At 60.8% G+C, this 21345-nt stretch carries 22 protein-coding genes; 13 read left to right on the top strand and 9 right to left on the bottom strand.

The features are described from left to right. Window positions 1-103: 103 nt before the first annotated feature. The 7 genes from E8M77_RS00350 to E8M77_RS00320 all read left to right on the top strand — a co-directional run bounded on the left by E8M77_RS00350 (window position 104) and on the right by E8M77_RS00320 (window position 6102). A complete protein-coding gene (locus tag E8M77_RS00350) occupies window positions 104-535 on the top strand; it encodes an acetyl-CoA carboxylase biotin carboxyl carrier protein subunit (protein WP_137128745.1) in 432 nt (143 codons plus the stop codon). Next, window positions 535-1932 (top strand): acetyl-CoA carboxylase biotin carboxylase subunit, encoded by a 1398-nt coding sequence (locus E8M77_RS00345; RefSeq protein ID WP_137128620.1) that lies wholly within the window; start codon window positions 535-537, stop codon window positions 1930-1932. Before E8M77_RS00350 ends, E8M77_RS00345 begins: the two co-directional genes overlap by 1 nt. Beyond that, window positions 1929-2336, top strand: a complete 408-nt coding sequence (locus E8M77_RS00340; protein WP_137128619.1) for an acetyl-CoA carboxylase — start codon at window positions 1929-1931, stop codon at window positions 2334-2336. Before E8M77_RS00345 ends, E8M77_RS00340 begins: the two co-directional genes overlap by 4 nt. Continuing rightward, the gene (gene pxpB, locus E8M77_RS00335) at window positions 2333-3040 is read left to right on the top strand and encodes a 5-oxoprolinase subunit PxpB (protein WP_137128618.1); all 708 of its coding nucleotides are present in this window, start codon (window positions 2333-2335) and stop codon (window positions 3038-3040) included. The genes E8M77_RS00340 and pxpB overlap by 4 nt, the downstream gene beginning before the upstream one ends. Continuing rightward, a complete protein-coding gene (locus E8M77_RS00330) occupies window positions 3037-4032 on the top strand; it encodes a biotin-dependent carboxyltransferase family protein (protein ID WP_137128617.1) in 996 nt (331 codons plus the stop codon). The genes pxpB and E8M77_RS00330 overlap by 4 nt, the downstream gene beginning before the upstream one ends. A 35-nt stretch (window positions 4033-4067) precedes the next feature. Continuing rightward, on the top strand, window positions 4068-4835 hold the full coding sequence (locus E8M77_RS00325; RefSeq protein ID WP_137128616.1) for a 5-oxoprolinase subunit PxpA: 768 nt from the start codon (window positions 4068-4070) through the stop codon (window positions 4833-4835). Window positions 4836-4896: 61 nt separating this feature from the next. Next, window positions 4897-6102, top strand: coding sequence for a pyridoxal phosphate-dependent aminotransferase (locus tag E8M77_RS00320; protein ID WP_137128615.1), 1206 nt, complete (start codon window positions 4897-4899; stop codon window positions 6100-6102). Between the two features lie 24 nt (window positions 6103-6126). On the opposite strand, the gene nac is transcribed toward E8M77_RS00320, so the two are convergent. Then, window positions 6127-7032: a nitrogen assimilation transcriptional regulator NAC gene (gene nac / locus E8M77_RS00315; protein ID WP_137128614.1), complete on the bottom strand. Its 906-nt coding sequence runs from the start codon at window positions 7030-7032 to the stop codon at window positions 6127-6129. Between the two features lie 202 nt (window positions 7033-7234). On the opposite strand from nac, the gene E8M77_RS00310 reads away from it, so the two are divergent. From E8M77_RS00310 to E8M77_RS00285, 6 genes are all read left to right on the top strand, one after another. Continuing rightward, window positions 7235-8017, top strand: a complete 783-nt coding sequence (locus E8M77_RS00310) for an SDR family oxidoreductase (RefSeq protein WP_137128613.1) — start codon at window positions 7235-7237, stop codon at window positions 8015-8017. After that, the gene (locus E8M77_RS00305; RefSeq protein WP_137128612.1) at window positions 8014-8721 is read left to right on the top strand and encodes an amino acid ABC transporter permease; all 708 of its coding nucleotides are present in this window, start codon (window positions 8014-8016) and stop codon (window positions 8719-8721) included. Before E8M77_RS00310 ends, E8M77_RS00305 begins: the two co-directional genes overlap by 4 nt. Continuing rightward, window positions 8718-9473 carry an amino acid ABC transporter permease gene (locus tag E8M77_RS00300; RefSeq protein ID WP_137128611.1) on the top strand — a complete coding sequence of 252 codons (756 nt, stop codon included), beginning with the start codon at window positions 8718-8720 and terminating at the stop codon, window positions 9471-9473. Before E8M77_RS00305 ends, E8M77_RS00300 begins: the two co-directional genes overlap by 4 nt. Beyond that, complete coding sequence (locus tag E8M77_RS00295) at window positions 9470-10237, top strand: amino acid ABC transporter ATP-binding protein (RefSeq protein ID WP_137128610.1); 768 nt, start codon at window positions 9470-9472, stop codon at window positions 10235-10237. The genes E8M77_RS00300 and E8M77_RS00295 overlap by 4 nt, the downstream gene beginning before the upstream one ends. Window positions 10238-10268: 31 nt before the next feature. After that, complete coding sequence (locus E8M77_RS00290; protein ID WP_137128609.1) at window positions 10269-11105, top strand: ABC transporter substrate-binding protein; 837 nt, start codon at window positions 10269-10271, stop codon at window positions 11103-11105. A gap of 105 nt (window positions 11106-11210) precedes the next feature. Then, entirely contained in the window at window positions 11211-11885 is a 675-nt protein-coding gene (locus E8M77_RS00285; protein ID WP_137128608.1) for a 4-carboxy-4-hydroxy-2-oxoadipate aldolase/oxaloacetate decarboxylase, read from the top strand. 106 nt (window positions 11886-11991) lie between these two features. On the opposite strand, the gene E8M77_RS00280 is transcribed toward E8M77_RS00285, so the two are convergent. The 8 genes from E8M77_RS00280 to E8M77_RS00245 form a co-directional block, all read right to left on the bottom strand. Beyond that, window positions 11992-12780, bottom strand: a complete 789-nt coding sequence (locus tag E8M77_RS00280; protein ID WP_137128607.1) for a hypothetical protein — start codon at window positions 12778-12780, stop codon at window positions 11992-11994. Next, window positions 12770-13591: an alpha/beta hydrolase gene (locus E8M77_RS00275; protein ID WP_137128606.1), complete on the bottom strand. Its 822-nt coding sequence runs from the start codon at window positions 13589-13591 to the stop codon at window positions 12770-12772. The genes E8M77_RS00280 and E8M77_RS00275 overlap by 11 nt, the downstream gene beginning before the upstream one ends. After that, window positions 13588-14187 (bottom strand): hypothetical protein, encoded by a 600-nt coding sequence (locus tag E8M77_RS00270; RefSeq protein WP_246659068.1) that lies wholly within the window; start codon window positions 14185-14187, stop codon window positions 13588-13590. Before E8M77_RS00270 ends, E8M77_RS00275 begins: the two co-directional genes overlap by 4 nt. Before the next feature lie 263 nt (window positions 14188-14450). After that, window positions 14451-16610, bottom strand: a complete 2160-nt coding sequence (locus E8M77_RS00265; RefSeq protein ID WP_137128604.1) for a hypothetical protein — start codon at window positions 16608-16610, stop codon at window positions 14451-14453. Continuing rightward, entirely contained in the window at window positions 16610-17413 is an 804-nt protein-coding gene (locus E8M77_RS00260) for a SagB/ThcOx family dehydrogenase (RefSeq protein ID WP_137128603.1), read from the bottom strand. Before E8M77_RS00260 ends, E8M77_RS00265 begins: the two co-directional genes overlap by 1 nt. A gap of 19 nt (window positions 17414-17432) precedes the next feature. Continuing rightward, a complete protein-coding gene (locus tag E8M77_RS00255) occupies window positions 17433-18770 on the bottom strand; it encodes a YcaO-like family protein (protein WP_137128602.1) in 1338 nt (445 codons plus the stop codon). Between the two features lies 1 nt (window position 18771). Then, a complete protein-coding gene (locus tag E8M77_RS00250; protein ID WP_137128601.1) occupies window positions 18772-19851 on the bottom strand; it encodes a TOMM precursor leader peptide-binding protein in 1080 nt (359 codons plus the stop codon). Continuing rightward, window positions 19848-21221 (bottom strand): radical SAM protein, encoded by a 1374-nt coding sequence (locus tag E8M77_RS00245; RefSeq protein ID WP_281408166.1) that lies wholly within the window; start codon window positions 21219-21221, stop codon window positions 19848-19850. Before E8M77_RS00245 ends, E8M77_RS00250 begins: the two co-directional genes overlap by 4 nt. Window positions 21222-21345 lie beyond the last annotated feature (124 nt).

Genomic DNA, 21345 nt, shown 5'->3' with positions numbered 1-21345 from the left:
CTGACCCCATCGTCCAAGCGTCCATGTTACGGATCACGTCAGCGGCACCATGCCCGATACATGTCGGGAGGGTGGCCATGATCCTGAAATGCCGGGCACGCTTATGGACCTGTCGAAAATAAAGACGCTGATCGATTTTGTCGGACGATCGAAGATCACCGAACTGTCGGTGACCGAAAAGGACGTGACTGTTCGGATTTTCCGCAACGCGGCCAGCCAATCCACGATCTCAACGGCGCCTGCCGCCTCCGGAACCGTACCTGGCGCACCAGTTGCTGCTGCTCTTGCGGCCAAGCCTTCGACCTTTCCGGTCAAGGCGCCTGTCTTTGGCGTGCTGCATCGAACACCGGCGCCCGGAGAGGCGCCCTTCGTCACGCTTGGCGACGAGGTGGAAGAAGGCCAGACCCTGTTTGTCATTGAAGCCATGAAGGTGTTCAATTCCATTTCTGCGCAGCGCGCCGGCCGCATCACCTTCCTCACCGATATTGATGGTGGCGAGGTTGAGACCGGCGACATCCTGGCGGAGATCGCCTGATGCCGGTTGCAGTTCCAGTCCCCGAGGCATCAGCAACCAAACTGCGCTTCGACAGCGTATTGATTGCCAATAGAGGCGAGATCGCCGCCCGCATCCAGGCGGCGTGCCGCGCTCTGGACCTGAAGACGGTCTGCGTCTGTTCGGAAGCTGATCGCGACGCAGCCTATGGCAAGACCGCCGACAGTTTTCTCTGCATCGGCCCGTCCAGTGCAACGAAAAGCTACCTGAACAAGGATGCCCTGCTTCTCGCCGCTCGCTTGACCGGCGCGGGCGCAATCCATCCCGGCTATGGTTTCCTGTCGGAAAATGCCGCTTTTGCCGAGGCCGTGGAGAAGGCGGGGCTGGTGTTCATCGGCCCCGACGCCCGCTCGATCGCCATCATGGGTGACAAGATTTCCGCCAAGCGGGCGATGATCGCAGCTGGCGTTCCCTGCGTTCCCGGTCCAGATACGGCACTTCCCGATGATCCATCGGCGGTCGCACAGATCGCGCTCGAGATCGGTTACCCAGTCATCATCAAGGCGACAGCCGGCGGCGGCGGGCGCGGCATGCGGGTTGTCGCACAGGCTGAACAGCTGCACGATGCGATTGCCCTGACGCGGGAAGAGGCACGCCAGGCCTTCGGCTCGGCAGAACTCTATATGGAAAAGTTTCTCCGGCATCCCCGCCATATCGAAATCCAGGTGCTGTGCGACAGCCATGGCAATGCAGTCTGGCTCGGCCATCGCGACTGCTCGATGCAGCGCCGCCACCAGAAAGTGGTGGAAGAGGCGCCAGCGCCGGGTATTGCCGAGGCAATCATCGCACCGGTTGGCGAGGCCTGCGTGAAGGCCTGCCAGCAGATCGGCTATCGCGGTGTGGGCACTTTCGAATTTCTCTATGAGGATGGCGCTTTCTATTTCATCGAGATGAATACCCGCCTGCAGGTCGAACATCCGGTCACCGAAATGACCAGCGGCCTCGACATCGTCCAGGAACAGATCCGCGCAGCACAAGGTGTTGCACTCGCGATCACTCAGGCGGATGTGAGCTGCAACGGCCATTCCTTCGAATGCCGCATCAATGCCGAGGACCCGGAAAGCTTCCTGTCGTCCGCCGGCGTCATCACCGGCCTTAACCTGCCGCAAGGCCACGGTATCCGTGTCGATACGCATATCCATGCCGGCTACAAGGTATCGCCCTATTACGATTCACTGATTGCCAAGGTGATCGTCCATGCGCCAACGCGGGCGCAGGCGATGGAAACAATGCGCCGGGCGCTGGGCGATACCCGCATCGATGGGATCTCCACCAATATCGCATTTCTGCAGGCCCTGTTTCAGGATGAGGCTTTTGCCAAGGGCGAGACGGATATCCATTATCTCGAACAATGGCTGAAACTGCGGAGCAAGCCATGACTTCCATCGATCTCACTGACCCGCAGACCATCGCCTTTCTGACCGACGCACTGACGACGGCCGGCGTCGATGGTGTGGAAATTTCGGGACCGTCCGGCACGCTTCGCATCATCATGTCCGCAGAGGAGAAGGTCAGCCACGCAGCGCCGGCGCCCTCGCCTGCCCTGAGCATCAAAGCGCCGATGGCAGGGATTTTTTGTCCGCCACGCCCTGGCTCCTCAGAGGTACCAGCAGACCTTCCGCGAACGGTTGCCGCTGGCCAGGCGCTCGGCTTCCTGCGCCTTGGTCCCGTGCTCCTGCCTCTTGCCGCGCCAAAGGCCGGTCTGTTGACCAGACAATTCGTCGAGGCCGGCGCGCTGGTTGGTTTTGGTGACACCCTGTTTCAGATCGAACCCCAGTCATGATTGCCACGCCGAACAAACACGTACCCCGCCACCAGATTGTGCCTCTGGGCCAGAACCGTGCCCGCATCTCCTCCATAGGCGCACGGTCCTTTCTTCTGGAAGCACCCGGCGATTTCGACCTTGCATCACAACGCCGCATCTGGGCGCTGTCGCAAACGCTGAAGGGTTGGGCCGATCTGGCGGAAATAATTCCCGGCATGACCAATCTTCTGGCGATTTTCCGCGAGACGCCGGAAGAGCCTGAACAGATCATCGACCGGCTTTGCGCCGCCTGGGACGCCGCACAGAGCATCGATCTTTCGGGCAAGACCATCGAAATCCCGGTTCACTATGGCGGGGAATTTGCCGTGGATCTTGCCGCATTATGTGATCTTTCCGGGCTTACCGACCAAGAAGTGATCCGTCTCCACCATCAGGGTACCTATAGGGTCTTTGCGCTCGGCAGTGCGCCGGGCTTCGGCTATCTCCACGGGCTGGATCCGCGTCTCTACATGCCGCGCAAAACGGTGCCCTCGCTGAAAATGGAGAAGGGCTGCGTCACGATCGGTGGCATGCAGACAGGCGTTGCCATGCTGACAGGTCCGAACGGCTGGAATTCCATCGGTTTTGCCGAATTGCAGATGTTCGATCCGCTGTCGCCGATGCCGGCCATGATGGCGCCGGGCGATACCGTACGCTTCGTGCCCGAAAGGATCGAGCTATGATCGAGATCATCGAAACCGGCCCGTTCAACACCGTGCAGGATCTTGGACGACCGGGCTACCGTGATATTGGCGTATCCGCCAGCGGCGCCATGGACCCGCTGGCCGTCAGGATCGGCAATAGTCTCCTCGGCAATGACGAAGGTGCTGCGGTTCTGGAAATCCAGACCTTTCCCTTCTGCCTGCGCTTTGATCGGCGCGCGGTTTTCATCGTTTCCGGAAGTGATGGCGCTCCGCTGCTCGACGGCATCGAAAAGCTCTCCTGGTGCGCTCATCATGCCGAAGCGGGCCAGGTTCTGGAATTGAGGCAGCCGCCGAAGCTGGCGCGCGCCTATGTCTGCATCGCGGGCGGCCTGGATATTGCGCCGGTCATGGGCTCGCGCAGCACATCGCTTCGTGGCGGCTTTGGTGGCCATGCCGGACGACCGCTGCAAAAGGGCGATCGGATTGCCATCGGCGATGATGCAAGCCTACTGGCAGTGCCGCCATCCGGCCTTGCCGTGGTGGAACCGCTCGTGGCGCTCGCCGATGTCTTTCCGCAATCGACTGACGGTGCCGTTCTGGTGCGGGCTCTGCCGGCTGGTGAGCATGGTCTTTTTGCCGAGGATGGCGCCGCATTCTGGAACCAGACCTGGCGGATTTCCGCGCGCAGCGACCGCACCGGCTATCGGCTGTCCGGTGATCCGATCATGCCGACGGACGTGGTTGAAATGCGCTCGCATGGCGTCGTGCCGGGGGTTATCCAGGTTCCGCCGGGGGGCGAACCCATCGTGCAGATGAGCGACGCCAACACGGCAGGCGGATATCCGAAGATCGCCGGCGTCATCGAATGCGATCTGTGGCGTCTGGGCCAGGCGAGAATTGGCAGCCGCTTGCGTTTCGTGCGCTCCACCCATGCGCAAGCGCGTGCGGTGGAACAGGCCGTTGCCCGCTATATCGAGGACGTGAAAGTGACGTCCGGAATGGTCAAGCGCGCGCTGAAGGCGTTTGCCTAGCCATGCTTGCAGACCAAAGCCCAAGGGAGGGCAGGATGAAGATCGATCTGAATTCGGATATGGGCGAAGGATTTGGCCCCTACCGCTTGTGCGACGACGAAGCGATGATGAAGGTCGTCTCTTCGGCCAATATCGCCTGCGGCTTCCATGGCGGCGATCCTGATACGATGGCGCGCATGGTGCGGCTGGCCAAGGCGAACGGCGTTGGCATCGGCGCCCATCCCGGCCTGCCGGATCGCACAGGCTTTGGCCGCCGCGAAATGCCGTTCCAGCCGGACGAATTGCGACAGCAGATGCTCTACCAGTTGGGCGCCCTCACCGCGATTGCGAAAAGCGAGGGCGTGTCGGTCGGCCATTTCAGCTTCCATGCGGCAATGGGCAATATGGTCAACCGCGACCCGGCGCTTGCCGACATGATGATGGCGGCCATCGCCGCCGTCGATCCCGGACTGGTGATTTTCGGGACGGCCGGCAGCGAGATCGAAAAGGCGGCAAAGCGCGCAGGCCTGAAGACGCTGGCTCTGTTCCTGGCGGACCGCGCCTATGATGCAAGCGCGGCCCTTGTTCCGCGCGGCCTGCCGGGGGCCCTCGTCAAGGACGAGGCGTCGGTTCGGACACGTGTAAAGCGCTTCCTCGTCGATGGCAGTGTCGAGGCCATTGACGGCACTCTCATCGCCATGCCGGCACGCTCCATCCTGGTTCACAGCGATACGCCCGGCGCGCTGGAACTGGCGCGCATAGTGCGCAGCGAAATTGAAGCAGCCGGTGCCACACTTGCACCGGCCTGCGAACTCGCCAGCTGACGCAGGCACTACCGCGCCACGGCACACCCCTTTTTCCCTCTGCCATCGAAAGATCCCGTTGATGTCCGTTACAGCCGACCGTCTGAAGAATGTCTCCATCTCCGCCTCTGCCGCCATGACCCAACGCGCCCGTGAACTGGCAGCGCAAGGCATCAAGGTTGTCAGCCTCTCCTCCGGGGAGCCGGACTTTCCAACGCCAGCCCATGCCATAGAGGCGGCCCATGCGGCGGCGCTGAAGGGCGATACGAAATATCCGCCGATGGACGGCACGGCAGCGCTGAAGGCGGCAATCAGCCGGAAATTCAAGCGCGACAACAATCTCGACTATGATGCAAGCCAGATCGTTGTGTCGGGCGGCGGCAAGCAGGTGATCTTCAATGCCATGCTGGCCACCTGCAATCCCGGCGATGAGGTCGTCATTCCGACCCCATCCTGGGTCAGCTATGCCGATATCGTCAAATTCGCCGGCGGGGTGCCTGTGTCGGTTCCCTGCTATGAAACGTCAGGCTTCAAGCTGAAGCCGGAGGATCTGGAAGCCGCCATCACGCCCCGCACCAAGTGGCTTTTCCTGAATTTTCCCAACAACCCGACAGGCGCCGCCTGCTCGCGCGCCGAAATGGCGGCGATTGCCGATGTAATGCTGCGCCATCCGCATGTGTTCATCCTGACGGACGATATCTACGAACATCTGGTCTATGACGATTTCGAGTTCTGCACGATTGCCGAGGTCGAGCCGCGACTTAAGGACCGGGTGCTGACGATGAACGGCGTCTCCAAGGCCTATGCCATGACCGGCTGGCGGCTTGGTTTCTGCGCCAGCGGTTCGAAGGAGCTGATGGCTGCCATCAGCAATGTCAACGGCCAGAATGGCGGCGGCATCTCGACCCTGACCCAGGCCGCAGCCATTGCAGCGCTCGACGGCCCGCAGGATCTGCTCAAGGAACGCGCGGCCATCTATCGGGAGAGACGCGATTTCGTCGTGGCCCGTCTGTCCGAGATCGAGGGCCTGCGCTGCCACAAGCCGGAAGGCGCCTTCTACCTCTATCCCAATATGGCCGGCCTGATCGGCAAGACCACCAAAGGCGGGCGCAAGATCACCTCGGATGTGGATTTCGTCATGGCGCTTGTCGAAGAGCACCATGTCGCCACCGTTCAAGGTGCCGCCTATGGCATGAGCCCGCATTTCCGCATTTCCTATGCGACAAGCATGGAGATGCTGAATGAGGGCTGCACGCGGATTGCCGAATTCTGCAATTCCATGCGCTGAGCTTTTTTGGGGGGCTGATAAAACTTAGGTCTTCAGCCCCTCGGTCAGTTCGACGAGAATGTCCCTGACCGCAAGTGCTGGCTCCGATAGCGGATTCTGATCGGAGACGCACAGCGACAGCGTCTCCTCGATCCGCGGCGAGATGATCCGGCAGATCAGCGGTTCGCTGGTTTCCGTCACGATGCGGTCGGCAATCGCCTTGGGCATGATGGTAGCACCAAGGCCCGCCGCAACAGAGCGGGCGAGCGTGCGCACGATTTCGACTTCCCCTACGATTTTCATATTGTTGCGTGTGCGCGTGAACGCCGTATCCACGGCGCGGCGCACGAAATTATAGGCCGGCGGCAACAGAAGCGGCATGCCGTCGAGTGCTGCCAGCGGCACCGGCTTGGTATCTGCCTCGATGGCAAAGTCGCGATGGGCGACGAGATAGAATTCTTCGCTGAGGATAGGATCGAAGCGCACGCCTTTGATCGGTCCGGTTCCGTGGATCAGCGCCATTTCCAGCCGGCCATTCATGATCATCTGGCTATAGGTCTGGCCGACGCTTTCGGTCAGATGCAGCAGGATGCCCGGATGGCGGCGGCGGGTTTCAGCCAGAAGTTCGACGGAAAGCGTCGCAGCACTGCTGAAGGGCACAAGTCCGACCGACACGCGCCCGGCCAGGGAATTGCCGGCGGCCGATGCATCGGCCTGGGCCTGGTCCATCTGGCGAAGAATGATCTGCGAATGGCGATACACCGCATGGCCGGCATCCGTCATGCTGACACCCTGCTGGCTGCGGATCAGCAGCTTCTGACCGAAATGCTCCTCAAGGGCTGCCAATTGCTGGCTGAGCGCCGGCTGGGCGATGTGCAACAGATCGGCGGCGCGGGTGATACTGCCGCTATCGACGATGACGATGAATGATTTGAGACGCCTGATGTCCATGGGGACCGTATGCTGTTGATCTGCACGGGCGCATGTTTACAGAGACATGCACCATTTGCAACGCGCCGGGCCGCGTGGCGGAAGCTTACGACACTTCGGTCGTCGAGGCTCCATACAAGTTGCTTATTGCTCCAGAGATAATCGGTCTTAGGCAAGCAATTGAAGCTTCGCTAGTGTTTCAAACAACAACAAGGGAACAAGAATGCCTTTCTCCGATTACAAGACTGCATTGGTGACCGGTGCATCCTCCGGTATCGGCGCTGCCGTGGTGGAACGGTTTCGTCGCGAGAACATCGAAGTTCACGCAATTGCCCGCAGCGGCGATGCGCTTCAGCAACTGGCAGCCCGCACCGGCTGCATTCCGCATGTCATCGACGTGACGGATCGCGCGGCCATTGCCGAGCTGGCAGGCCGTGTTCCCTTCGACATTCTCGTCAACAATGCCGGCGTCGATCGGCCGAAGAAATTCCTCGAAGCAGACGAAGGCGATATCGACCTTCTGGTCGACGTCAACCTGCGGGCCGTGCTGCATATCTGCCGCCTGATCGTTCCGGGCATGGTGGCGCGCGATCGCGGACATGTCATCAACATTTCCTCGATTGCCGGCAATTACAATTTCGGCGGCAACTCCACCTATCACGCCGTCAAGGCCGGTGTGGCCATGCTGTCCAACCAGCTGCGGATCGATGCCTTCGGCAAGCGCGTGCGGGTGACGGAAATCTGCCCCGGCCGCGTGGCAACCGACATTTTCACCCATGTCCACGGCAATGATCCGAGCATCCGCGAGCGGTTCATCGATGGGTTCGAACTGCCGCAGGCCAGCGATATTGCCGAGGCCATCGCCTTTGCCATCGCCGCACCGGTATCGATGAATATCGGCCACATGGAGATCACCCCGACGCTTCAGGTCATGGGTGGCCTGCAGACGGCCCGTCCGCAACCGGCACCGGAGGCAACGGGCGAAAGCGGGGAGCCGAAGCCGTGAAAGGGTTCGATCTCTGGGCCATCCTCAACAATGCCGACTATACCGCGATGCTGCTGCACGGCATCGAAATGACATTCGTGATCTATATCGGCTCCTGGCTTCTGGCCATGGCGCTGGCTTTCTCCCTTCTCTGCATCCGGTTTTCTCCCTTCCGCTTCGGTGACAGGCTGGTGGCGGGCTATGTCTCCTACCATCGCAACGTCCCGACGCTCGTGCAGCTGATGCTCTGGTATTTCGGTATTTTCACGCTTCTGCCGGACTGGATGACCTCCTGGCTTGTTGCGCACAATGCCGAAACCATCTTTGCCATCCTTGGCCTTGGCCTCTGCCAGGCAGCCTATTTCAGCGAGGATCTGCGCTCAGGTCTGCGCTCGGTGAGCACCGGCCAGATGGAGGCCTCCAAGGCGCTCGGCCACAGCTATCTGTCTGCGATGCGCTTCGTCATCCTGCCACAGGGCGTGCGCAACGCGCTTCCCCCGCTCATCAATCACAGTGTCTCCCTGTTCAAGAACAGCAGTATCGCCATTGTCATCGGTGCGCCGGAACTGACGCATGCGGTGAAGGAAGTCGAAAACCTCAGCTTCCGCACCTTTGAGATCTATGTAATCGGCACCGTGCTCTATCTCTTCTTCTCGCTGCTCATCATGGCCGCCGGCGCCTATCTGTCGATGCGCGCCGATCCACTTCGGGGAGCAGCCCGATGATCAATGACATGATCGCAATCATCAGCGACCACTGGCTTCTGCTGCTGATCGGTCAATATCCGAACGGCCCCCTTGGCGGTCTTGCCAACACGCTCATCCTGTCTGCGCTCAGCATTGCGCTGGCCTTCCCGGTCAGCATCCTGTTTGCGCTGGCGCGACTGTCGAAATGGCGGATGCTGCGGTGGCCGGTGACGGCGCTGGTCTACATAACCCGTGGCGTACCGCTTCTGATGCTGATCCTCTGGAGCTATTTCCTCGTGCCGCTTTTGACCGGCGCGGATGTTCCAAGCTTCGTGACCATGCTGACAACGCTCGTCGTCTATCAGGGCGCCTTCCTCAGCGAGGTCGTTCGCGGCGGCATCGTGGCGCTCGGCCATGGCCAGATGGAGGCCGCCAAGGCGCTGGGACACAGCTATCTCGGTGCCATGCGCTTCATCATCCTGCCGCAGGCGCTCTACAACATGATCCCCAGCATCATCTCCACCTTTGTCTCGACGATCAAGGATACGACGCTCGGCTACGTCATCAACGTGCCGGACCTGACCTTTGCGGCAAACCAGGTGAACAACCAGCTGCTCACACAACCCTTCCAGGTCTTCCTCATTCTGGCGATCGTCTACTACGCCATCTGCTGGAGCCTGACGCAGGTCGCCAACATCATCGAGCGACGGATCACCCGCCGGCGTGCCGGCGAAACACGCGGTCCTGCCGTGCCGGCAGAACCCCGCCCAATCGCCTTGGAGCAGCCATGACCCAGTCCGCCACATCGCCTGAATTGCTCCCGGCAATCCGGCTGTCGAATGTCTGCAAAAGCTATGGCGACCATCCCGTCCTGAAGAATATCGATGCGCAAGTGGCCCGAGGCGAAGTCGTGGTCATCTGCGGCCCATCGGGTTCGGGAAAATCGACCCTCATCCGAACCATCAACCGGCTGGAAGAAATCAGCAGCGGCTCGATCACCTTTGATGGCCAGAACATCCACGCTCCGATGCCGACGAAGGCGCTTAATCTTCTGCGCAGCCGCATCGGTTTCGTCTTCCAGAATTTCAATCTCTTTCCGCATCTGTCGGTGGTCGACAACGTCTCCATGTCGCCCGTGCGTGTCAAGGGCGTGGCGCCGGATGTTGCCTATGACAAGGCCTTGAGGCTGCTTGATCGCGTCGGTCTCGCCGACAAGGCCAAGGCCTATCCGGCCCAGCTCTCGGGTGGCCAGCAGCAGCGTGTGGCGATTGCCCGTGCGCTCGCCATGGAGCCGCCGGTCATGCTGTTTGACGAACCGACCAGCGCGCTTGATCCCGAAATGGTCGGCGAGGTGCTGGCCGTGATGAAGAGCCTGGCGGCCGAGGGCATGACCATGCTCTGCGTGACGCATGAAATGGGTTTTGCCCGCGATGTGGCCGACCGCATCTGGTTCATCGATGCCGGCGAAATCATCGAAACGGCGCCGCCGGAAACCTTTTTCAACAATCCCCGCCATCCCCGTGCCCAGCGGTTTCTGGCCGATCTGCGTCACTGAGATTCATGAAGAATAACAAAGGAGAACAGCAATGAACTGGAAATGCATCACTCTTTCGGCAGCACTCGCCGGTGTCGCGGCAATCTCGCCGGCCAAGGCCGATCAGCTCGATACCATACTGTCATCCAAGACCCTGCGCTGCGCAACATTTGCCGATGTGCCGCCGTTTGCTTCGCCCGATCCGAAGACCCGCGAAATGGCCGGCTTCGACGTCGACCTGTGCAATGCCATTGCCAAGGAAATCGGCGTGAAGGCCGAGGTCAAGCCGGTCTCCGTCGAGGCCCGCGTGCCGGAAGTCAAGCTCGGCCGTGTGGATATCACCGTTGCCAACCTTGCCTATACGCTGAGCCGCGCCGAGCAGATCCAGTTCAGCGACCCCTATTACCTGGCCAAGGAAATGCTGATCGTTCCCGCCGATGATGCCGGCCAGAAGAAGTCCGATTTCGAAGGCCAGCGCATCGCCTCGACCAAGGGTTCGACCTCGGAAATGTCGATCAAGCTCAATAAGTCCGAGCCGCTGACCTTCCAGGACACCGCCTCTGCCTATCTCGCCGTCCAGCAGGGCAAGGCACGCGGCATGGTGGCCAACACCATGACGACGACCAAGTTCGTCAACGAATCCAAGACCAAGGGCAAGGAAATGCGGATGATCATGGATCCGATGCTGTTCCAGCCGATTGGCATTGGCATGGCCAAGGACAATCCGGCGCTAACCGCCAAGATCAACGAAGTACTGCGCAAGCTCGACACGTCGGGTGAGATCAACAAGATCTGGGACAAGTGGCTTGGCCCGAACACTGAATACAAGATGACACGCGCCGACAAGGTCGTGCCGCTCTCCGAACTGAAGTTCGACCCGATCCCCTGATGCCGCCGGGCTCTCGCCCCGCCGCCATCTCCATCCAAGAACAATATGCGTGACAGAAGGCGGCGGGACGTTCCCGCCGCCGGTCCAACCGTGGGAGGAATTCCAGTGATCCATATTAAAGACATCGCCGAACGGCCTGCAAAAGCCGATATCGAGGCGCTCGCCAAATTCTCGCCGGCCACGATCCACGAAGCCCAGGGGCGTCGCGGCGCTCTGTCCTCGCGCCTGAAGCCAGTCGATTACCGCATGAAGCTGTGCGGTCCGGCCTTCACGGTCAAATGCGCACCGCGCGACAATCTCATGCTGCAGCTGGCCATCAACTATGCCAAGCCCGGCGATATCATCGTCGTATCGGCCGGTGAATACGAAGAGGCCGGCTCTTTCGGCGACGTGCTGGCCAATGCCTGCCTTGCCAAAGGCATTGGTGGCCTGGTGACCGATACCGGCGTGCGCGACACGATGCAGCTGCGCGATCTCGGCTTCCCGGTCTTTTCGCTGAGCGTCTGCATCAAGGGCACCGTCAAGGAAACCATTGCGGCGGTCAACGATTCCATCGTCGTCGGCGGCGAGATCATTCATCCGGGCGACATCATCGTCGGCGATGCCGATGGCCTTGTGGTTGTGCGCCGCGGGGAAGCTCAGGAGGCTGCGAAGCTGTCGCAGGCGAGAGAAGATGCAGAAGCCGGCTTCATCGAAGCCTATAAACAGGGCAAATCGGTCATCGAAGTCAGCAATCTGGAAGCCGTGCTGAAGATGAAGGGATTGGTCGTCGATATCTGACGTCGATTATCAGCAACAGGACCTTATTGACTCAGAGCGGACGCGTTCATCCGTCACGAGACAACAGGCGAGCGATCATTTCCCAGCACGCCTGCCGCGCCAGCATTCAGGCCCGCCAGCGCAGCACAACCGCCAGCATAATCATGGCGCTTGAAACACCAAGGCTGACGGCAAGATGCGGTTCCAGCGCCACCGGCAGTTTGGGCACACGTGCCCAAACTGGCCCGTCGAACCAGGCAATCAACAGATAGTAGCCGGCAAAAAACGGGAACAGCAGAGAAAGCAATGCAGGCGGAGGCCACATCAGGGCCAGAACCACCGGTATTGAAACCAGCCAGGGAACCACGCCGCCCAGCAGAAAAGCGGTCGATGCAGGCATGCCGCGCCAATCGGGCGGCAGCAGAGCCAGTTGAGCATGGCCGCTCCAACGCGCCAGCACCGTCAATGCAAGTGCGCCCACGACGCCCAACAGGATCCGCAGCCATAGCGGAAACTGCAACAAGTTCGCCACCTTTCCCAGGTCGCCCGTGCTGATGAATGGCGTGGTCAACAGGTAGCCGAAGGCAGTCGAAAAGCCGAGTGCGGCCATCACCAGGCCAAATTGCGCCAGCAGCGCCGAATTGCGTGCGGCCAGCAGCAGGAAGACCAGAGCAAGCACGCCCTGCAGTAGAGACAGCATTGGTCCGGCCGCCGCAATCATTGCGCGTCGGACATCGGTTCCGCCATCACTGATCACACTCGTCAGCGACATGGAATACTCGACGCCCAGCCAGTGTGCGGCAAGTGCGTGCCCGAGTTCGTGGATCACAAGCGTTGCCAGGACACAGCAGGTGTAAATGGCGCTCAAATAGCACAGCCATATCAGGGTATCAGGGCGATCCAGGTCATGCCCCATGTGTCATTCTCAGGCAGTGCGGCAGCAGATGCTTGCGGATCAGATCGGCTGCCATGGAGGGCTGTTCCAGCAGGCACAGATGCGCAGCGCCCGCGATTGTGCTGCGCTGCGCCTGCCGGGCGGAGCGGCGGATGAGTTCGGCACAGCGCAGGAAGGCAGGCATGTCGTCTTCGCCGACGAGAAGCAGAATATCGCCGGCAATGGCAGCAATCTCGGCCGTGGTTTGCGGTCGCGCCATCAGGTTGCGCATCACCGGCTGGAAAAGTTCCTGCCATGGGTGCCGCCCGACAATTTCAGCGAGCGCGCGTCTCAGTGCGGGCCTTCCTGACAGGCCGGCAAAGACGCCTGGCGGAACCGACATCCACCGCTCTGACAGCCATGGGCCGACACCTCTTTGTTCGGCAAGCCGGATAAGCTCCTGATTACAGGTCGCCGCCTCTGGATCCTGTGGACCGCCGGCGAGCCCCGGCGCGGCGAGGACAATCGCTGCAAAGAGCCGCGGCGCCCGGATTGCAGCCTCCAAGACGATCGAACCGCCGAATGACATGCCGACGACAGTTCGCGCTGCCTCAGCCTCTGCGAGAGCCAGAAGGCCATCGGCCAGACCGGGCAAGGTTTCGTCGCCTGCAAAGGGCCGTGATTGGCCATGTCCGGGCAGATCCGGTGCGATATGGTCAAATTCAGGCAGGAATTGCCACAGCGGGGCCCAGACTGTGCCGTCCAGCGTATAGCCATGGACCCACAGAACACAGCCAGATGACGGCGCGCTTCGCGCCGGCAAACGGTGCACGAAAAGCCCTGCGGCGGTCATGACACGCCGATCCCGGCACCTGCTACAGCTCCTTGCCCAATGGTTCGAAAGCCATCGGAAAAAACGCGGAAGCCGAGGATGATCGCATCGCTTTCGACCGGGTCGATGGTTTCGGGCCGGCGCATGCCCTCCCAGATGAATGCGTCTTGCATCAGGCCGGCCTTGGCCTGTTCCAGCAGATAGAGACAGTCCTCGCGACTTGGGCTTCCCGGCATGATCAGTGACAGGCGCGCAATGGTTTCCGTCGGGGAGATCGGCATGGCGGTGGTGATCATGCTGTAGGGGTGATCGCCGCCCAGGTTCGAGAGTACGATCGTCGGACTGTAGGCCGTAGCACGAAACGGTACATCGACGAGATCACCGCGCCTGCCCTTCTGCCATGGGGAAGTTGGCAAGGTGAAGCTGCCGCTCACGGCATATGCGCCATCGGGATGGTCCTCGCGACGAAACCTCGGCAGGTTTTCCACCCGGTGGACCGGGCGGAAATGGCTTTGGTCGAAGGCGTTCTCAACCACAAGCTCAGCTTCGGCACGCAATGCCAGTTCAAAGCCCGGCACGAACTGCGCCTGCTTCTCCATGGCCTGCAATGTCCGCATCAATCCGGCGTCCTCTCCACCGGGCTGCTTGACAAAGATAAGACCCCCGATTTCCGCCACATCAAGGTGCCGCGCCTGAAACCGGCCTTCTCCTTGCAGGTTGACCCTCACGCCGTGGAACGGGCAGATGATCGCATCGCCATCCAGCAGTCCGCCACGACAAAGATTGGCGCCGCGATGGGGACACCAGGCGGATACCGCAGCCAGAGACCCTTCATTCCTCCGCACAAGGGCGATGGGCTCACCCGCGAGATGAACTTCCGTCAGAGGTGCGCGGACATCGCGAGAGAAGGCGACCTGATACCATCCATCATGCATAGGCTATACTCCAGTCTGAGAACGCGTCTTTTCTGCAGGGAAGCAGCAATGAAAGCCCCGGCCACAGGGTCGAGGCCGATCGCACGGCTGGCCACCTCGACCGTGCGACCGGGGGAAGCCTCGACCTGCCTGAGGAACACGGATTCGGCACCGGTCAATGTCGCAGGGCGGCGATAGCGTTTGAAGAACACACGGACACCCGAAGTGACAGACTCCAGTCCGGCCACGCCACGCGACAGCGTGACGCTGGCAGACAGAGGCAAATGATCCTGATCAGTCGCCGCAAGTTCGAAGCGCCGGTCGCGCCACAAACAGCGTTCAAGGCCATGCAGGACTGCAAGACGGATCAGGCCAGACCAGCCACACGGGATGTCTGTGCCGAAATCTGTATCGACGCCGATCAGCGGTGCCGGGTGACTGCATAGTGCCGGGCAATCAATCTCAAGCGCGGCAAGCGCTAGAGCGTTCAGCCGACTACGCGCCGTCGACGCCGGGGAGAGACCGGGCCTCCACCCGCTTTCCGGCAGCAACAGAAGCGCTGCCGCACGTGTCGCGAACACGGCGCTACCGCGTGGCACACACCCCTCCACAGCCACGGCCCCGGCCGGACGTCCAGGTACTAGCCCCGGAAATGCGGCTTCCAATCTTGCGAGCAAGGCTTCGCAGACCGTGCCATCAATCGCAGCTGCCTCTGTCGGGTTCGCACCCGTCTGGCGCAGAGCCCGCGCCGCAATCGCCTCCGGCGGCGACAAGGCCAACCAGGCAAGTACTGCGCGCAGAACGTGACTGGCGGGCTCGTCTTCAGAGCCACCCGCTTCGGCACGCATCAGGTTCATCTGGATAATGTCGCTGAGATTGCGAAGCCCTTCGGATGTAGCGAGGGCGCGATCGAGTTGCTGGCGATAGCGCTCCGTTTCACCGCTACGGCGATAGAGGCGCGAAAGGTTCAGGGCGTTGATAAATTCGGCGCGGTAATCGATCCGGTCACCGGATGACGTGAGTTCCTTCTCGATCAGCCGCTCTGTATCGAGCGCCATTTCGATCTCGCCGCTTCGCAAATGGCCAAGGGCAGCAATATTGAGGACGAACAGGTCATTAACGCTTTTCGGCGTCGCTGCTTCGGCAGCCCGCATTGTGCAGGCAATGCGCTGCAACCCGCGCGACGGATCCGCTCCGGCAATTTCCGACCAACCGCGCAGGAGCGTGAGTTGCTCTCGCACAGCGGCCGGCAAGGCCGTTCCGCTATCTGGATGGGCAGAGGCATCGGCGAACAGATGCGCGAAAATCCGAACGCCCTGGAGATTGAGCTCGGCCCTGGCGCGTACCATTGTGTCCGATGCAATGTCACAGGCCCGTTTCAGGGCGCAAAGCGCAAGCCGGTGGGCACCCAATCGCAAGAGCTGCATGCCCGTATCGGTCAGCCATTCGGCGTCGGCGTAATAGGCAGGTCCCAGGATTTGGGTCATCAGCCGGATACGGGCATCCTCAGCGTCGAAACGGGCAAGTGGCGCCAGAAGACCAGGCCGGATATCGGGGAGCGCCAGGCGCAATTGCGGCCGGACAACATGCGGAAACCGAGGAAGGAAAACATTGGCAGAGCCGGAAAGCCCGCTTTTCGCCGCCAGATCAAGGGGCAGCGGGCCCGGAAAAAGCAACATATGCCGCTGCTCTTCATCCAGGCCAGCTATCAAGTCTTCTCGCTGGCGCTCCCCCGCGGGCGGCACCAGCCGGGTGATCCGGTGACCCAGGCGGCGCAGAAAAACGAGGGTCCACAGATTCTCGTCCGCCAGCCCCTGAGGACTTGCGCACAGCACACCGATGGATGAGGCCGGTGCCAGAGCCTGCGATAACGCCAGAGCATCCTGCACCGCGACCAGCACCGGCAGCGAACCGCGCGCTTCGGCATCCACCCCCTGGGCTATGATTTCCGGATCGTCATCCTGGTGGAGCTGTTCGACAGGAGGCAGTACGGCATCTGTCGCCTCGGCCAATTGCAGGGCTACATCTCGCGCACGCCAAGCTCCCATAGACAGATCGACGATGAAATCCAACCCCTCAAGGTCATCCCACGGGGCGGTTGACAGACTGCCGGGATCGCCGCGCATCACAGCAGAGGCCTTGCGCTCTCACGGCCCAACAAGCCGATATAGACAGTGCTACGGCGGACGCCATCAAGGCCGAGAATGTCATCGATCTCGCGATCGAAATAGCCGCCGACGCAGGTTTGTCCCAATCCGAGCGCGGTTGCAGCCAGCGCCAGATTTTGCATCAGATGTCCGGCCTCGAGCAGAACGAAACGATAGCTCCTTTCAGCATATTTGAACGACGAACGCTCGAACATACCGGTCACGAAAACCTGGATTGCGGATTTCAAAGGCATGTCGGCCTGCACAAGAGCACCGCTCAGCCGATGGGAGAGATCGCCGCGCGAGAGCTCGGCCACGCAATGGCGCTGGGGATTGTAGTGATAGAGACCCGCCTCTAGCCCTTCAACGCGCGCCGTATGGAAGTAGATTTCCAGTGGGTAGAGCGCCCCACCCGAAGGGACTGTGCGAAACGGCCGGGGGAACTCAGTGCCCACATTGCTTCGCGTCTCGCCATAGCTGGCAAAGAGCAAGGTCGAAAGCTGGTCGAGGGTGATCGTGCAGGCCTCCATGTCGCGGCAAGTCTTGCGCGCAAGCATGGCCTCGCCCAGCGGCATCGCAAGCGGGTCTGGCGCCGGCAGCACAATTTTCGGATAGCCGGAATAGTCCAGCGAGGGCTTGAGCTCCGCCATACGCGCGCGAACCTGAGCCTCGCTTGGCGGACGGTGGAAACGCTCCGTCTTCGAGTTCTCATGGTAGGTACGCCACATCTCGTCCAGCGAGACGGTCTCAGGATTGAGGATCTGTCGCAGCGTCCGGTCCATGGGGCACCTTCATGGTTTGTTACGGATAGGGATGCGGAAATGGATTGCTCATAGAGGCCGCCGTGATACCGGCATGGCCAAGCCGTTGTGGCACTTGGTAAAGTCGGTCTCCCCCCAGAGCGCGGATATTGTGGCCCATGAACAGCGGGTGGTATCCCGGCACCAGGACGCGCGTCACGCACAGCCCCAGCGACGCGATATCGCTGGAGGTCAGATCGGCCGCATAGACGCTTTGTCCTGTCGCCTCGACGCGTGCCACGGCCGTTGCAAGGTCGCGCTTGGCATCACCGCTTGCAAGGGAGACAAAAGTATCGAAATCAATCCGCTTGCGGCTGGCAAAGACGAAGTCGAAATAGGCACGGTTAGCGTGGTCGGCGGCAAGATTGAGGTGCTCGAGCTGCCCGGTCACCGCGCGCCAGTCATTGTCGCCAGATACCGGTGGCAAATGGGCCTTGATCTGCTGGCTGTAGCGGCGGGTATGGGCAAGTTCTTCAAGCGCCTTGCGCACGGCAACGGCGGGATCCAGGTCGCAGGATGCCGCAAAGACGAAGGCGGGGCGCTCCTCCTGCATCGACACCAGCACCGACAGGAAGCATGGGATTTCATTGTCGGTGGTGATATCGAGGATGACGACCCGATCACCGGTCGCTTCGAAGCGCCGCACGATGTCGTAACTGTCGTCCGGCAGCGTCTCGATCCGGATCTGCGGCGGCGAAATCATCGCCAGCCAGAAGATCGAGAACGCGTCGCGCTCGATAACTTCGGACAAGGACGAGAGGCAGGCTTTCTCATAGGACTGGTGGCATGCAAGCCCGGTGGAGATCGGTTGCCCTATCGGCGCTTCGCCTGCGGCCCGGTCATAGACATAGGGTATCCAGACGAATGCGGCGGGTGCATGGGTCTGCGACCCGTCGCCAAGATTGGCGACCGGGGTCCAGCGCTGGATCGTCGTGACATCGAAGGGGACCCAGGGAAAGCCTGGATGATCATACTGCTCCGGCGCATGCAGTGTGAAATCACCCGGAGGGATGACACGGAAACGCGCATCCCTGGCAGAGCCGAGACGCAACTTGTCACGGACATATATCGCCGCTGAATAGCGCTCGACCGCCTCGCCCATTGCCTTGGTCAGCGCGGTGACCCTGTTGGTAGAAGCGCCGCCGGTATTGAAGAAGTTGCGGTTTTCAACGAAGACCCGCGTATTGCAGGCACGTGCGGCAAAATGAAAGAACTGAGGCTCTCCCGGCGGTACCGGCGTTTCCTCAAGCCGGTTGATGATGCCGACACTGCGATCCAGCAGAATTTCCAGGTTGTCGTATAGCACGCCCATCGGCGCAAATTGGGCAAGATCCGCCATATCAATGCCCAGTCTGACTGTTGCCAGGCATGAAGACCATGTGATCGGCTGCCGGCATGGGATGGGAGGCCGCCGTGGAACATACGGGGCAATACGGCACCTTCAGCACCTTGCGGGTTTGCAACAGGGGCGCCTCGAGATCTATTTCCGTCAGCGTTCCGATCGTGCCTCCAGGCAAAAGCTGGGTCAGATATTTGACCAGTTCCATGGCGGCAAATTCCGCCGCCGCATAGGCCATCGGCGGCAGGTAACCGTTGACATGCTGGCCAAGGAAAGCGGACCGCTCCGTGGCGCGCGCATTCGCCGGATCCTCGATGTTGGAATTCTGGCGCGCCCAGAAGCACTCAAAGCAAGGCGAGCCATCAGGCGTGACAATTGGCCCGAGATAGGCAACGTGATCCTGCAACACCACCGGAAAGAAAGCGATGCCGGCGCCCACGCAATATTCGTTCCATTCCCGCATCAAGGTCATTCCGCCAAAGTCCGAACAGACCACAAAGATATCGGCTTCGTCGGGCCGATCGGAATCGGCCCATTCGGCGAAATCAATGGTGAGACAACGCTCGTCCGCGGGCACGTCGTTCATGCTCCGGAACGACGGATGATCGACCAGATAGGCGTTGGCAACACCGCAACTGTGCAACATGCGAAGCAGATGACGAGAGATCAGATTGTCGCCGAGTATCGGCACCTGCCGATCTGCAAGTCGCCCATGCACCTGTTCAGAAGAGGTGCCCAGCTCCCAGTAGTAGATATCTTCCGGTGTTTCGAACGCCTTGGCCGCGCTTGGCCCCGGCATGTCGTCGGCACGCACCAGAAGCCGCCGGCTCGACAGGGCCTGCAATACATCCTCCAGCATTCCCCAGGTTTCCGGCGGCATCCTGGCTTTCAGCCGAGTCTCGCTGATACCGCCCTCCAGACTGTCATCCACCAACCTGTCGAGCACCTCGATCAAACCATCGCCGGCCAGAAACACGCGGGTGCGGCCGCGGCGCAGAATGATGCCATCATCCTTGGCAACGGCCTGCACGCCGATAAGTCGGAAACGTTTGTCCAGTTCGGCTCCGAGTTCTATAGTCATATGACGGATCTCCGGGTTTGATGTTTGGCGACCAGATGGACCGCGCTGGTCGGATGCCCGCTGGCCAGAGCGTCCCTTGCGTCAAGCTCGTGAATGATCGAATTGTGCTCGCGGTAGCGCGTATAGGCACCTTTGAAGACCTTGTAGAGATTGCGATATTCCTTGCGGAAGACATCCGGCGGCAATGCCGTTTGCGTCACCGCGTTCTGACAGTCGAAGAGGTCCCAATCGGGCCGACCGTCGGGCTGGCGTTCAGTGACGGAATCAAAATTCTCGAGCAACTCCGTGCCAGGAAGGGGCGTCAGCACCGTAAATGACGGATAGTCGACACCCTGGTGCTCGATGAAGCGCACAAGATTCTTGAAGGTGCGCGCACTCGCGGTGGGTGCGACGACGAACTGGGCAAAGATGTCGATGCCAAGCTTGCGCGCAAGTTCCAGGCCTTGTTCGATCTGCGTGACGGAGCATTTCTTCCGATAGCTGACGAGATCCAGCTCCGAAATGGCATCTATACCAATGAACAGGCGTGTAAGACCGATGTCACGCCACGCCTTTATCGCCTCCTGGTTGCGCAAAAGCGTATCAATGCGGCAATAGGTGAAGTATTTCTTGCGCAGTCCCCTTTCGCGGATGGCAGAGGCCAGGGCGATCATGCGTCGCTGATTGATAAAGGCCTCGTCATCGACCAGGAAAATATTCTCCTCCTCGATAGCGGCGATCTCATCGACGACCCGCCCGATGTCCCGGATATAATACTGGCCATCCAGCGTGTGCCAGATAGAGCAGAAGGTACAACGATAGGGACAGCCGGCCGTCGTGCGCATCAGGGCCACCGGCTTCATGTTATCGATGAAATAACGCGACCTGTCGGCAGCCGTCAGGCGTCGGTCGGGCAAAGGCGCATCGCGGAATTCCGCGACGCCCGGTACGCTGCGGCCGGCACCGGCGAAGCTGCCGGTTTGCCCATCACGGACATAGAGACCGGGTTCCAATTGCAGTTCCGTGCCACTGTCGAGAGCATGGGCGACGGACCGGATCAGGCCGATCCCGTCACCGCTGACGACATAGTCGATGGCCGGCTCGAAGAAATCATCGGGCAGGAAAGTGGCGTGATGCCCGCCGACAATGGTGCGGATGTGCGGCAGACAGGATTTCGCCACGCTGGCGATCGCCTTGGCACGGCGGACATGCATGCTGAAGGCCGTGATCCCGACAAGGTCCGGACGGAATGTTTCAAGCGTCGCTTCAAGCGCGTCCGGATGCAATCTCAGATCAAGGATGCGACACACATGTCCATCCTCACCCAGCGCAGCAGCAAGGTATTCCAATGCCAAGGGCTCGGCGATGGCGCCCAGATCCCCCCAGCCCAAAACCTCGTTGCGCGAGTTTGGCCAGATCAATAAGCAGCGAATAGGCAAAGTCCTGCCTCCCTTTTCAAGGAACCGAGAAATCCGGATCTGGACGAGGCATAAGAAGTGTCAGTCGCAGCACCCG

It is taken from the genome of Rhizobium sp. FY34, from assembly GCF_005222845.1.
Lineage (GTDB): Bacteria > Pseudomonadota > Alphaproteobacteria > Rhizobiales > Rhizobiaceae > Neorhizobium.
Note: the sequence above shows the minus strand (reverse complement) of the source record. Positions and strands in the feature narration are given on the sequence as shown.

Bases quoted from the DNA above. Each gene is read 5' to 3' on its own strand.
- E8M77_RS00310 (WP_137128613.1), top strand. From the start codon at position 7,235: ATGCCTTTCTCCGATTACAAGACTGCATTGGTGACCGGTGCATCCTCC.
- E8M77_RS00345 (WP_137128620.1), top strand. From the start codon at position 535: ATGCCGGTTGCAGTTCCAGTCCCCGAGGCATCAGCAACCAAACTGCGC.
- E8M77_RS00300 (WP_137128611.1), top strand. From the start codon at position 8,718: ATGATCAATGACATGATCGCAATCATCAGCGACCACTGGCTTCTGCTG.
- E8M77_RS00275 (WP_137128606.1), bottom strand. From the start codon at position 13,591: ATGACCGCCGCAGGGCTTTTCGTGCACCGTTTGCCGGCGCGAAGCGCG.
- pxpB (WP_137128618.1), top strand. From the start codon at position 2,333: ATGATTGCCACGCCGAACAAACACGTACCCCGCCACCAGATTGTGCCT.
- nac (WP_137128614.1), bottom strand. From the start codon at position 7,032: ATGGACATCAGGCGTCTCAAATCATTCATCGTCATCGTCGATAGCGGC.
- E8M77_RS00330 (WP_137128617.1), top strand. From the start codon at position 3,037: ATGATCGAGATCATCGAAACCGGCCCGTTCAACACCGTGCAGGATCTT.
- E8M77_RS00270 (WP_246659068.1), bottom strand. From the start codon at position 14,187: ATGCGGACATTGCAGGCCATGGAGAAGCAGGCGCAGTTCGTGCCGGGC.
- E8M77_RS00350 (WP_137128745.1), top strand. From the start codon at position 104: ATGGACCTGTCGAAAATAAAGACGCTGATCGATTTTGTCGGACGATCG.
- E8M77_RS00255 (WP_137128602.1), bottom strand. From the start codon at position 18,770: ATGGCGGATCTTGCCCAATTTGCGCCGATGGGCGTGCTATACGACAAC.
- E8M77_RS00340 (WP_137128619.1), top strand. From the start codon at position 1,929: ATGACTTCCATCGATCTCACTGACCCGCAGACCATCGCCTTTCTGACC.
- E8M77_RS00250 (WP_137128601.1), bottom strand. From the start codon at position 19,851: ATGACTATAGAACTCGGAGCCGAACTGGACAAACGTTTCCGACTTATC.
- E8M77_RS00325 (WP_137128616.1), top strand. From the start codon at position 4,068: ATGAAGATCGATCTGAATTCGGATATGGGCGAAGGATTTGGCCCCTAC.
- E8M77_RS00280 (WP_137128607.1), bottom strand. From the start codon at position 12,780: ATGGGGCATGACCTGGATCGCCCTGATACCCTGATATGGCTGTGCTAT.
- E8M77_RS00320 (WP_137128615.1), top strand. From the start codon at position 4,897: ATGTCCGTTACAGCCGACCGTCTGAAGAATGTCTCCATCTCCGCCTCT.
- E8M77_RS00295 (WP_137128610.1), top strand. From the start codon at position 9,470: ATGACCCAGTCCGCCACATCGCCTGAATTGCTCCCGGCAATCCGGCTG.
- E8M77_RS00290 (WP_137128609.1), top strand. From the start codon at position 10,269: ATGAACTGGAAATGCATCACTCTTTCGGCAGCACTCGCCGGTGTCGCG.
- E8M77_RS00265 (WP_137128604.1), bottom strand. From the start codon at position 16,610: ATGCGCGGCGATCCCGGCAGTCTGTCAACCGCCCCGTGGGATGACCTT.
- E8M77_RS00260 (WP_137128603.1), bottom strand. From the start codon at position 17,413: ATGGACCGGACGCTGCGACAGATCCTCAATCCTGAGACCGTCTCGCTG.